This is a genomic window from Streptomyces sp. NBC_01260 (assembly GCF_036226405.1).
Classification (GTDB): domain Bacteria; phylum Actinomycetota; class Actinomycetes; order Streptomycetales; family Streptomycetaceae; genus Streptomyces; species Streptomyces laculatispora.
Genome location: NZ_CP108464.1, coordinates 588,043 through 600,332, shown reverse-complemented (window position 1 = coordinate 600,332; position 12,290 = coordinate 588,043). Strand labels below are relative to the sequence as shown.

Below are 12,290 nucleotides of genomic sequence, written 5' to 3'. Positions count from 1 at the left end.
CCTTGCGCCCTTCGTGGGCCAGGAACCACGCTGACTCCTGCTGTCGCACCCGGCCATGCCGCGCAGAGCCGTGGTGCTCAGCAGCCGAGTACTTCCCCCCCCGAAGGCGTTTCTTCCCGCAAGGCCCGTCCCCCACCCTCAGGAGCCTTTATGCGCAGGAGACTTGTGTCCTTGGCGATCGCCGTCGCCGCCGCCGGAGTTCTCCTCCACCCCGGCACGGCCCAGGCGTCGCCCGCACCGCACACCCCGTCCGTGTCCGTACTCGCCCACGGAGCGAAGGCCGGTACGGCTGTCGTCAGCGGGCACAATCAGCCCGGCACCCGGCTGAAGGTCGACTCCGGCAGTACCCGTAGCGGGCACTGGCTGGGGATCGACTATCAGGTTCAGGAGACCGGTTACTGGTGCGGTCCGGCCGCCACCCGGATCGCGCTCTCGGCCCGGATCGCCCCGCCCAGCCAGGGCGTTCTGGCCGGGCAGCTCGGTACGACCGAGGCCGGCACCGATCACATCGGCCAGGTCACCGGCGTACTCAACTCGAACCTCGGCGGGGGCTGGTACGAGACCAAGGAGATGCCGAACGACCCGCCCACCCAGGGCCAGCGGGACCTGCTGTGGAACGACATCGTCTTCGACATCGACCGCAACTACCCGCTGGTGGCCAACATCGTCGCCCCGCCCGGCAACCAGCCTCCCGGCTACCCGTCGGACCAGACGATCTATCACTACTTCACCGTCTTCGGCTACGACGAGGTGGACCGCACCGTCCTCATAGCCGACCCCGCCTCCTTCAGCGGCAACCAGATCTACTGGATCTCCTTCGATCAGCTCGCCACGCTGATCCCGCCGAAGGGCTACTCGGCGTGACGTTTTCCTTTCTCACCAGGAGGCAGTGTTGAGCAGCTACCGTCCCACCCGCAGAAACGTCATCAAGGCCGCCGGTGGAATCTCCGCCGCGATGGCTCTGGGCGCCGGGGGCACCCTCGCGGCCGCGTCCCCGGCCAGTGCGGCGGGCGACGGCTTCGGACTGCGCGTCGTGGAGCACAACGAGGGCGACCCGCGTATGTGGTACTACCGGTTCGCGACCGACGCGATCGGCTGGAATCCGGGCGTCAACGTCCTGCTCCCCGACGACTACCACACCGGCGGACGCACCTACCCGGTCCTCTACCTGTTCCACGGAGGCGGTACGGACCAGGACTTCATCACCTTCGACCGCGCGGGCATCCGGGACTGGACGGCCGGGAAGCCGGTCATCGTCGTGATGCCCGACGGTGGACACGCGGGCTGGTACTCCAACCCGGTCAGCTCCAACACCGGCCCCCGGAACTGGGAAACCTTCCACATCAACCAGCTGCTTCCCTGGATCGATGCGAACTTCCGTACCTACGCCGAGTACGACGGCCGTGCCGTCGCCGGGTTCTCGATGGGCGGCTTCGGCGCCCTGAAGTACGCGGCCAAGTACTACGGCCACTTCGCCTCGGTGAGCGCCCACTCGGGCCCGGCCAGTCTGCGCCGCGACGCCGGACTGGTCGCCCACTGGGCCAACGCGTCCTCGGCCGCCCTGGACCTGGGCGGCGGCACGGTCTACGGCATTCCGCTGTGGGACGAGGCCAGGGTCAGCGCCGACAATCCGGTCGAGCGGGTCGAGAGCTACCGGAACAAGCGGGTCTTCCTGGTGGCCGGTACCAGCCCCGACCCGGTCAACTGGTTCGACACGGTCAACGAGACCCAGGTGCTCGCCGGCCAGCGGGAGTTCCGGGCCCGCCTCGGCGACGCCGGTATCCCGCACGAGTGGTACGAGGAGCCGGGCGGACACATGATCCGCGACTACATGGTCCGCCGAGACCTCGACGGCATCGTCGCCCGGCTCCGCAAGGCCTAGGTGTATTGACCCGCAGAGTCCTGGTTCCCGACCGACGGACAGGCCGTACGGGGGAGCGGGACATCGCTCGCCCTACTGATGCCGCGACAAGCCCCCTCGATACCCATCGAGGGGGCTTGTCGCGTACCGCCGTGGACGGCGACCCCGACCCTCATGACGGACGCACTTAATCGGTCGCTTGTGCGAGAGGTCATACCAGAGCGGGACGGATGGCGGGCAAGTTCCACAACTGCCCGTCGCGGACTCGCCCTGGGCGACTACCGTGTGTGTCCGGTGATCAACGGTGGGCTCATATTCGCAGGGCCCGCCCGGCTGATGATCCGAGAATGACCGACCACCGTAGGTGCCACCACATGAATACCGATTCCTGGGGCCCCACGTACCGAGGACGCTGATGTCTCAACTTCGCGCACCCGAAGCGCGACCGGAACGCCGAGAGGGCGGGCGGCACGGCCGACCGGGTGCCCGTTCCCACTCGGCCGCGGCCAGACCGCGCGCTGCCCAGCCGTCCCCCGAGGCGCGTATACGCCCCCAACTCCTGCGCACCGCGGTGCTGCCGGCCGTCGCCGTCCTGCTGACCGGCGCCGCAGCCGTCATCCTCACCGTCCGCTCCACCGGCACCGCGCCGTCCACGGAGCTCTGGACCGCGCTCGGCGCCGCCGGGGCGCTGGCGGCCGCCTCCGTGGCGGCGGCCTTCCTCGCCGCCAACCGCGTCGCCACCACCGTCCTCGGCCGCTGCTTCGCCCTGCGCAGGGCCAGCGCGCTGGGCCAGATCGAACTGCAACAGGTGGTGGAACAGCTCCGCAACGGTGAACCCGTGCCCACGCGTCGGCCCCCGCAGCCCAGCGCCCCCGGCAGCGACGCCTTCGAGCTGCTCGCACAGGAGCTCGGCCGGCAGCAGGAAGGGGCCGTGGCCGCCGTCGTGCAGGCCTCCCGGCTCTCGGAGCACACCGGCGAGGACCAGAAGGTCGAGGTCTTCGTCAACCTCGCCCGCCGGCTGCAGTCGCTCGTGCACCGCGAGATCCAGCTGCTCGACGAGCTGGAGCACGAGGTCGAGGACCCCGATCTGCTCAAGGGCCTCTTCCACGTCGACCACCTGGCCACCCGGATCCGCCGCCACGCCGAGAACCTCGCGGTCCTCGGCGGCGCCGTCTCCCGGCGGCAGTGGAGCAACCCGGTCACCATGACCGAGGTGCTGCGCTCGGCGATCGCCGAGGTCGAACAGTATCCGCGGGTCAAGCTCGTGCCCCCGATCGACGGCACCCTGCGCGGGCACGCCGTGGCCGACGTGATCCACCTCCTGGCCGAACTGGTGGAGAACGCCACGGTGTTCTCCGCCCCGCAGACCCAGGTACTGCTGCGCGCCCAGCACGTCACCGCGGGCCTCGCCCTGGAGGTGGAGGACCGGGGCCTCGGTATGCCGGGCAACGAGCAGAAGCGGATGAACGCCCTGCTCGCCGACCCCGACCAGGTCAATGTCGCCCGGCTCCTCCAGGACGGCCGGATCGGGCTGTTCGTGGTGGCCTCGCTGGCCCGCAGACACGGCATCGCCGTACGGCTGCAGAGCAATATCTACGGTGGCACACAGGCCGTGCTCGTGCTTCCGCAGTCCCTGCTCGGGGCCGAGGACGACGCCTCCGCCGGGGCCGGCCACGCCCCGGCCCCGCCCCCCGGCCCCGTGCACCGCCCGCCGCCGCTGGACGAGGCCGCCGCCCACCGGGACCTCGGTCCGGGCCCGACGCCCGCTCCGGAGCCGGAGCGCCGGCCGTACGTGCCGAACCAGCAGCCGCGGATGCACCAGCCGCCGCAGCAGACACGGCGTCAGAGCGAGGGACCGCCGCTCCCGCTGCGCGCCGAGCGCCTCGACCGGCCCACGCCCGCCGAGGCCCGCCCCGGCGTCCGGCCGGCGGACGACGTGCCACCTGCGCTCTCTCCGGAGCCCGGAGCCGTACACGGCACGGTGGGCCGGCCGCAGCTTCCCAGGCGTGCCAACCAGGAACATCTGGTCCCTCAGCTGAGGGAAGCTCCCGTCCCGCGCACCGAGGACGCACCCACCCTGCACGACCCGGGCCTGGTGGCCGCCTTCCGGCGCGGCATCGACCTCGCCGAGGCCCGTGCCGAATCGGAGCCCGAACCGGGGTCCGGATCGCGGGCCGGGTCCGGGACCGCTCCCGGAGCGGCGACGGCTGCCGCGGTACCACTGGACCCGCTTCCGGTCCGCGGCGCCACGGCGCCCGGGGAACTCCTCCGGGGCGGCTCGTACCACAGCGATCAAGACCCACTCGAAGCGAACACCTCCAAGGAGTAGATGCACCATGGCGACCGATATGCCGTCCGGTCAGGTCTCGGACCTCGACTGGCTGCTGAGCGGACTGGTACAGCGCGTGCCGTACACCCGCAGTGCGGTCCTGCTCTCCGCCGACGGGCTGGTGAAATCCCTCCATGGCATGGACGCCGACAGCGCCGACCACATGGCGGCGCTGGCCGCCGGCCTGTACTCCCTCGGCCGCAGTGCCGGGGCGCGGTTCGGGGACAACGGGGAGGTCCGCCAGGTGGTGGTGGAACTCGACTCCACGTTGCTCTTCGTCGCCACCGCCGGTTCCGGCACCTGTCTGGCCGTGCTCGCCGGGCGGAACGCCGATGCCGCCGTGCTGGGCTACGAGATGACCATGCTGGTCAAGAGCGTCCGGCCCTACCTGATGACCCCGACCAGACAGGCGGCCGGGGTCACGGGCGCCACGGGGCTGTGAGCGTGTCGGCCACCCAGGACGCGCCGTTGCTCGACGATGCGGCCGGGCGCCTCATCCGCCCGTACACGGTGAGCGGCGGCCGCACCCGTCCCACCACCGTGCTCGACCTCCTCTCCCTGGTGATGGCCACCGGAACCGTTCCGCAGGTCCACCTCGGCCCCGAGCACTCGGTGGCGCTGGAACTGTGCGACGGCCCCACCTCGGTGGCCGAGATCGCCGCACACCTGCGGCTGCCCGCGGTCGTCACCAAGGTGCTCCTCTCCGACCTGGTCGACTGCGGAGCGGTCACCGCGCACCCGCCCGCCTTCCATGACATGCCCACTGACCGATCCCTGCTGGAGGCAGTGCTCGATGGCTTACGACGACAGCTCTGACGGTTTCGACAGCTCCGCCCCGTACGCGGGGACCGGGAGCCCCGGAAACGTCGGCTATGCGGAGGGCCCCGGGATCGCTGGTCACGCCGAGGCCCCGGGGAACGGGGGGTACGCGGAAGCCCCCGGCTCCCTCGGGTACGCGGAAGCACCCGGCAGTCCCGAGGGTTTTCCCGTCGCGCTCAAGGTGCTGGTGGCGGGCGGGTTCGGTGTCGGCAAGACCACCTTCGTCGGCGCGGTCAGCGAGATCGCACCGCTGAGTACGGAGGAGCTGCTGACCCAGGTCAGCGCGGCGACCGACAGCCTCGAAGGCATCGAGTCCAAGACCTCGACCACGGTGGCCATGGACTTCGGGCGCATCACGCTGGACGAGCAGCATGTGCTCTATCTGTTCGGCACACCCGGCCAGGAACGCTTCTGGTTCATGTGGGACGAGCTCTCCCAGGGCGCGCTCGGAGCGGTGGTCATCGCAGACACCCGCAGGCTGGAGGAGTGCTTCGCGGCCGTCGACTTCTTCGAGCGGCGCGGCATCGGATTCATCGTCGCCGTCAACGAGTTCGACGGCGCCTTCCGCTACGGCCCCCAGGAGGTACGGGCCGCGCTCGATCTGGCACCCGCCGTACCGGTCGTCCTGTGCGACGCCCGGATCGCCAGCTCGGGAACCGGCGCGCTGGTCACCCTCGTCCAGCACCTCATCAATGCCACCGCCGAGCCTGCCCCGCTCTCCGGACACGGCAGTTTCGGAGTCCGTACGTGATCCCGCACGCCATCGGGCGGATGCTGCTGACCCCCGTCGACAGCGACGCCCCCGTCCGGACCCAGCGGCTGCGCAGCCTCGGCCTGGGGGAGCGGTCCGACGCCTCGTTCGACAACTTCGACGCCTTCGCCGACCGGGTGGCCGAAGTGACCGACGTGCCCTTCTCGATGGTCAACTTCATCGACGGCAACCGGCAGTTCTACGCCGGGCTGCACACCCCGGCAGGCATCCGCAAGGGCGCCGACCTGGGAGCCACGGCGGCGGGCAGTGGCCGCAGCAGCCGCTATATGGCCCTCGACCACGGCTACTGCCCGCACGTCGTGGTGCGGCGCAGGGCGCTGGTCCTGGAGGACGTCTGCGACTATCCGCGGTTCGCCGGGAACCCGGTCGTCGACGACATAGGCATCCGCTCCTACCTCGGGGCGCCGCTCATCGACCGCACGGGGATCGCCCTGGGCGCCGTCTGCGCCGTGGACACCGTGCCCCGCGCGTGGGGGCGGGCCGGGCTCGACACGATCAAGTCCCTGGCGCAGGAGCTGATCGGGCACATCCACCGCCGGGAGGACAACAGCATCGGAATCTGAGCCCGGGCCGCCGGCCGAGGCCCGGAGCCCGCCGGCGCCGGTCAGACCTCGACCCGGCTCCCGTCCAGGAAGGTCAGGACGACCGCGTCGCCGTCCACCCGCACGCGCACCGCCGTACGGAGCGCCTCCGGATGGACACTGCCGCGGGACAGCACGGCGAGCGACACATGAACGCTCCGGCCGCCCGGATGCGGTGCGCTGCGCAGATACGGGACCGCCGAGTGCGGTCCGTACGCGTTGGACTCCACATCGCGGGCCACCGCCGCCCCGTCGGCGCCGCCGTCCCACCCGTACAGCGCGACCACCGCGCTGGTCAGCCCCTCGGCCGTACGGGCGAGCGCCCAGTCCGGCCCCGACGAGGCGAACGGGCTCGTCCGGTCGGCGACCGCGTGGCCGCCCTCCCGGACCACCGCGCCCTCCGGCGACTCGACCCGGTGCACCCGGATCTCCCACGGGCCGTGCAGCACGCTCGTCGTCCCGATCCGGTACGCGCGCTCGTCACCCGGCAGCCGCGCCGCCGACCAGGACGCGGCGACACGGTCCTCGCAGCGCAGCGGATGGATCCGGCGGCGCCGCGACGGGGTGCCGTCCGGGGCGACCAGGGCCAGGTGACCGTCGACGGTACGGGCCAGGGCGTGCGGCGCGGACTCCGGCGCGGTCGCCGTCGAGTACCCGAGCTTCGCGTAGTGCGGGTCGTCCTCGCCCGCACCCAGGTCCGGATCGGCGTCGGCCGGGGCGGGCGCGGGTGGATTGTGGTCGCTGCCGTGGTTGACCAGCCGGACGATCCCGTCGTGCCGGGTGCCGTGCAGCAGCCAGCCCGGCGCGGGCAGAGCGGTGTACGTGTCGGACTCCTCGACAGGCAACGGTAGTTCACGCTCCGTCCACACCGCGTGGTCCGCCGGAAGCAGCAGCCCGAGGAAGCCCTTGCTCGCCCAGTACGGGGAGGCCGGTCCCGAGTACGGCTGGGTGGTCGGCAGGAAGGTGTCGTACCAGCCGAGCGTCAGCAGCCCCCGCTCGTCCGGCGCCCCGCGCTCCGCGAAGTGCCGCAGTGTGCCCGAGGCGAGCCGGCGGGTCAGGCCGGGCGCCAGCGGCGTGCAGTCGGCGAGCGCGCCCATCCATACGGGGGCGAGCGCGGCGAAACGATACGTGAGCGAACGGCCCTGGTGGACCGGGGCGCCGTCGGACCCGAAGAAGTGCTGGTAGTCCTCCAGGAACCGGCTGAGCCGCTCCCGGTACACCGCGGCCCGTCCGCCGTCGCCGTCCGGCCCGGCGATCCGCGCCCACAGCAGGGGGTACAGATGCATGGCCCAGCCGACGTAGTAGTCGAAATTGCGGCCGTCCCCGTCGGTGTACCAGCCGTCGCCGACGTACCAGTCCTCGATCCTGTCCAGTCCGCCCTCGATGTCGGACCGGCTGTACGGGGCCCCCACGGAGGCGAGGAACTGCTCGGACACCACCTGGAAGAGCCGCCAGTTGTTGTCCCAGGTACGACCGCCGACGAACCCGGAGAACCAGTCGACGACCCGCTCCTGGACCCCGGCGTCCAGCCGGTCCCAGATCCACGGCCGGGTCTCGTGCAGGGCGACCGCGACCGAGGCCGCCTCCACCATCTGCTGCGAGCAGTCCGTCAGGCGCGGCCACGCCTCACCGCTCCCGGGATCGGTGCCGGCCGCGAGACCGGCCGCGTAGCGCTCGGTCAGCGAGGGGTCGACCGCCCCGCCCGCGCCCGCGATCCGGCAGGCGGCGAGCAGGAACGACCGGGCGAAGCCCTCAAGACCGTCCGAGACGACCCCCGACCAACTGCCGCGGCCGGGCAGCCGGTACTGCGCGAAGCCGGGTGTGGCGTACGGCGTCAGCGCGTCCAGCATCCGGTCGGCGGTCGCCTCCCAGTGCGCCCGGGTCCAGCCTGTACGTGACGACAGGACCCGGTCGGTCGGCGGCAGTTGCAGATGCGGGGCGACGGACATGGTGGCGCTGCTCCTTGGGATTGACGCTCAGGGGGCGGATTACTGGACGAGTTCGGTGCGGTGGGTGTGGCCGCGGGAGCCGCCGGCCTCGACCGTGACGACGGTCCTGCGGCCGGGAGTGACGCGCACGGTGGCATCGGACTGCGCCACCGACCGCACACGGAAGGGGAGTTCGACCGTCACTGAGGTCTGCGTCCGGCCCGGGTCGGCGACCGCGACGGACACCTGCGCGCCCCTTCGCCGCACGAGCACCGACGCCGGGCCGGACGAGGTGATCCCGGCGGCGGACCCGGCGCCCCAGAAGTGCACGGCGGTCAGCCCGGCCCGGCGGTCCTCCACGGCCTGCGCGGCGGCGTCGTTGGCGACGATCCGGACCGGCCGGGAGTGCGACCAGACCGCTGTGGCGGCCGCCGACGCGCCGGGCAGCAGCACATAGGCGTAGCCGTCGTCGGTGGGCGAGATCCCGTGGTCCAGCCGGAGCGTGAGATAGCGGCGGGTGACGGGATCGGTGCTGCCACTGGTGTCCGCCCCCGTGTCGATGGCCCGCCAGGTCCCGGTGCGCTCCTCGCGCAGAGCGTGCAGCGGGGCCCCCTCGGGGAAGACATAGCCGCCGACACCGTCGAGATGCGCCCACCGGGCCCGGCCGAACTCATCGGCCCGGCCCTGCTCCACGGGCTGCGGAACACCGTCGACCAGTAGCCGGTTGCGGCCCCGCGCGCCGAGGCCGCGGTTTTCGACGATCGTCTCGACCGCCCGGCCGTCGCTCGCGGTGATGCCCGCGCCGAGCGAGACCACCGCGTTGTCCAGCAGGAACCACGACTTCCTGGCCCGAAGCGTGCTGCCCGGGGCGCCGATCACCTCCATCGCGGCCACCGTGTACCGGCTGTCCAGCACGGCCCCGCCCGCGACGGTGTTCGACGGCCGGTAGGTGGACGTACCGGCGCCGGTGCCGAGATCTTCGCGCCGGCGGGTGTCGACCGTGGTGCCGGGGAGCCGGTACGGATCGACGGTCGGCCAGAAGCCGTCGTTGAACTGCCCGAGGCCGTCGCCGACGTACAGATACGTCATGCCGTCACCGGTGTACCAGCCGTGCAGGTTCTCGCCGTTGCCCGCCTCGTACGCGGAGATCCGCTTCGAGGACAGTGACAGCGCGAAGGCCCAGCCCGGGCGGCGGTGTACCACGCGGTCCATGTCGGCGAGGACGAAGCTGCCCGTCGTACGGGCCCCGGTGCGGATGTCCCGGTCGTTGAGCACGGCCTTGGCCAGGGCCAGTTGGGGCAGTGTGGCGAGAGCCGCGAACGGGGTGGTGCGGTTGCGGGTCAGCCAGCCCTTGGCCAGCTGCCGCCAGCGGTCCGCGTAGGAGGCGGGTGCTCCGGACGCGAGCAGCAGGATCGCCGCGACAGCCGCGGCGCCGTCCCGGTGGTCACCCGCGCGTTCCCGTGAGACGGCCCGCCCGCGCACCGCGTCCATCATCAGCCCGTCGAAGACCACCGGTGCGAAGCTCCGCTCCACGGCCTCGTACATCACCGACACCTTCGGGTCGGCGACCGCCCACGGGGAATCCGCCAGGAGCGAGATCAGCCAGGCCGCACCGCCGAGCAGCACGGTGCCGTACGAGCCGGTGTACGCGACCACGTCGTGCTGGACGAACGAGCCGTCCTCGTAGAAGCCGTCACCCGAACTCGTATAGCGGAAAAGGCTGTTGCGGCCAGAGTCGCGCACGTCGGAGAGCGCGTCACGGGCCGACGCCAGCTTGTCCCCGTCCCTGCCGAGCAGTCCGCGCAGCGCCACGATCACGGCCTTGTCGGTGCGGTTGGCACCCGTCTCGGAGAGCGTGGGCGAGTTGGTCCGGCGGTCCGCGTCGGGGCAGAACCGGTCGACGACGCCCAGATAGTCCGTGAGATCGCCGCCGGACAGCAGCCCGCGCAGCAGGACGCAGCAGTCCATCAGCGCACGGGGAGCGCCGATCTCCCAGAACCACCAGTTGCCGCTCTCGCCCGCCTGCGGGTGGTAGGCGGTGTCGTAGGTGAAGCGGAGCGCGCCGAGCAGGGCGTCGGCGGTCGCCGCGTCACCTGCCAGAGAGGCGCCGGGCGTGGCCCACGCGGTCGCGAGGGTGCGCAGCCGGGTGTAGCTCTGCCCGAAGTTGCCCGGATCGGTGACGGGGGAGAGGTCGGCCCACAGCGCGGTGCGTCCGGCGCTGCGGTCCAGGGTGTCCCACAGCTCCTTCGCCGCGCTGTCCAGGGCCGCGAGGGCGGCGGCGTAGTCGGGGTCGGACGGGTCGAACCCGCCTCCGGTGATCAGGGTTTCCGCCCGCAGGAGGGGCCCGTCGAAGTCCTGGTCCGCGATCGGTCGGGTATCCGGTGCGGTGCCTGCCGCCTGTTCCGGGGCCGCGGCCTGTGCGGCGCCCGCCGTCGGGGCGAGCGCCGCGCCGACGGCCGTGGCGCCACTCGCGGCGAGAAGGGTCCTTCTGCTCAGTTGCACGATGACTCCCTGTCCTGTGCGTCCGCTGTGTTCACGGCGCTCAGCCGGAGAGCGTGCTCGGGTCGACGGGGGGCTGGGGCAGGTGCAGGGCGGCGAGTTCGGCCCGGCCGACGGCGTCGATCGGGAAGGCCCAGGTGTTGACGAAGAAGTCCGTGAGGTCGTGGCCTGCGACGCGGCTGGAGTAGGTGGCCAGCGCCCGGTAGCGCTTGTCGTTCTCCGTGGAGTCGGACTGCGGGTTCTCCTCGCGCACCAGTTTGTGCAGCCGGGGCCAGAAGTCGTCCCCGAAGGCGAGCTCCAGCTGACGCAGCGGCACGAGCTTCTCGTACGCGCCGAAGGACTTCTCGTACGTCAGCCCGGCCGTGCCGAACTTGGCCCGTGAGGTCTGGAAGGCGGTGAGGCCGGTCGCCGGGTCGACCGTGAGCAGATTGGACGGCTGCTTCAGGGTGCGCTGCGCGGCCAGTGAGTAGATGTTCACCGTGACCTCGGTCATGCCGCCCGGCTTGTAGGCCATCTGCTGATGCAGGTGGCCGAGTTCGTGGTACAGCCCCCAGCCGCGGGTCCGCAGTCCCTCGACGGTCGTGGCCCGGTCGAGATAGGCGCGCGGGAAGCCGTTGTAGCCGTGCGTGGCGTACGCGCCGACACCGGTCGGCACCTTGCTGACCTCGGTGAAGTGGTACGGCCCCGCCTTCCTCCGGTGCACCGGCCGGGAGCCGTCGAGCCCGCTGATCCGGGCGTGCGAGTCGATGATCGTCCCGACCAGCCGGAGCAGTGCGGCGTGGTCCTCGCTCCGGTACCGCAGCGCGCCGTCACGGGTCAGCGTCATGATCGTGTCCGGCCCGTGGAGTTCGACCCAGGGCGACGTGGTCAGTGTGTCGAGCTGTCGCTGGTAGTCGGCCTCGGTGGTGCGGCCCAGGGTGAAGACCGGCATGGGGACCGCTCCGGCGCGGATGAGTACTTCCACCCGCTCGCCGTGCCCGGTGAGCGTCAGATAGACGGGGCCGCCGTGCGGGTCGGTCACGGTGTTGGCGCCGGCCGTCAGCGGGTAGCCGCGCGGTTCGGTGATCTCGCCGTAGTAGTCCCAGGCGCCGATCCAGAGCGTGGGCAGCAGGCCGTCGTGGGGCCGGACGGTCAGTGAGAGCGGGGTGCCGGCGGGCACGTACAGGCCGGTCGGCTGGAACTCCGAGCCGCGCAGGGCCTGTGCGAGCCGCAGCCGCTCGGCCTCGGCGGCGGGGCGGGCGGTGACGGTCAGGGCGACCGGCCGGGCGAGCGGCCGGCCGGGGGCGGCCTGTGCCGAAGAGACGGTGGCGCCGAGCGCGGCCACCGCTCCGGCACCGGCCGCGGCGGCGAGTACGGAGCGGCGGCCGACCGGGGTGGAAGGCGTGACGGAGGGGCTGTGCTTACGCATGCGGAACTCTCCCTGCAGAAATGAATGAGGGGCGGAAGCGTGCGGAACGGGGTGAGGCGTGCCGTCAGCATGTAAGCGGTTGCTGTCGAGCCG

10 protein-coding genes are annotated in these 12,290 nt (G+C 71.9%); 7 read left to right on the top strand and 3 right to left on the bottom strand.

Annotated features, from left to right (window positions below; all coding sequences use genetic code 11):
- The first annotated feature begins 150 nt into the window (after positions 1–150).
- The 7 genes from OG322_RS02680 to OG322_RS02650 all read left to right on the top strand — a co-directional run bounded on the left by OG322_RS02680 (position 151) and on the right by OG322_RS02650 (position 6,344).
- Positions 151–864: a C39 family peptidase gene (locus tag OG322_RS02680; protein ID WP_123464558.1), complete on the top strand. Its 714-nt coding sequence runs from the start codon at positions 151–153 to the stop codon at positions 862–864.
- A gap of 28 nt (positions 865–892) precedes the next feature.
- Positions 893–1,882 (top strand): alpha/beta hydrolase, encoded by a 990-nt coding sequence (locus tag OG322_RS02675; protein ID WP_206432427.1) that lies wholly within the window; start codon positions 893–895, stop codon positions 1,880–1,882.
- 394 nt (positions 1,883–2,276) lie between these two features.
- Positions 2,277–4,190, top strand: a complete 1,914-nt coding sequence (locus OG322_RS02670) for a sensor histidine kinase (RefSeq protein WP_185095502.1) — start codon at positions 2,277–2,279, stop codon at positions 4,188–4,190.
- Between the two features lie 7 nt (positions 4,191–4,197).
- On the top strand, positions 4,198–4,632 hold the full coding sequence (locus OG322_RS02665; RefSeq protein ID WP_123464563.1) for a roadblock/LC7 domain-containing protein: 435 nt from the start codon (positions 4,198–4,200) through the stop codon (positions 4,630–4,632).
- A 2-nt stretch (positions 4,633–4,634) separates the two neighbouring features.
- The gene (locus OG322_RS02660; RefSeq protein ID WP_185095503.1) at positions 4,635–5,006 is read left to right on the top strand and encodes a DUF742 domain-containing protein; all 372 of its coding nucleotides are present in this window, start codon (positions 4,635–4,637) and stop codon (positions 5,004–5,006) included.
- Complete coding sequence (locus OG322_RS02655) at positions 4,984–5,760, top strand: GTP-binding protein (protein ID WP_241200308.1); 777 nt, start codon at positions 4,984–4,986, stop codon at positions 5,758–5,760. Before OG322_RS02660 ends, OG322_RS02655 begins: the two co-directional genes overlap by 23 nt.
- The gene (locus OG322_RS02650) at positions 5,757–6,344 is read left to right on the top strand and encodes a GAF domain-containing protein (protein ID WP_123464566.1); all 588 of its coding nucleotides are present in this window, start codon (positions 5,757–5,759) and stop codon (positions 6,342–6,344) included. The genes OG322_RS02655 and OG322_RS02650 overlap by 4 nt, the downstream gene beginning before the upstream one ends.
- Before the next feature lie 41 nt (positions 6,345–6,385).
- Here the strand turns inward: OG322_RS02650 and OG322_RS02645 are convergent, their stop codons facing one another.
- From OG322_RS02645 to OG322_RS02635, 3 genes are read right to left on the bottom strand one after another with little or no spacing between them, the layout of a single operon-like run.
- Positions 6,386–8,311, bottom strand: a complete 1,926-nt coding sequence (locus tag OG322_RS02645) for a DUF2264 domain-containing protein (protein ID WP_329305989.1) — start codon at positions 8,309–8,311, stop codon at positions 6,386–6,388.
- A gap of 39 nt (positions 8,312–8,350) precedes the next feature.
- Positions 8,351–10,792 (bottom strand): polysaccharide lyase 8 family protein, encoded by a 2,442-nt coding sequence (locus tag OG322_RS02640; protein ID WP_123464568.1) that lies wholly within the window; start codon positions 10,790–10,792, stop codon positions 8,351–8,353.
- 40 nt (positions 10,793–10,832) lie between these two features.
- The gene (locus OG322_RS02635; protein WP_124285730.1) at positions 10,833–12,197 is read right to left on the bottom strand and encodes a M60 family metallopeptidase; all 1,365 of its coding nucleotides are present in this window, start codon (positions 12,195–12,197) and stop codon (positions 10,833–10,835) included.
- Positions 12,198–12,290: the final 93 nt, after the last annotated feature.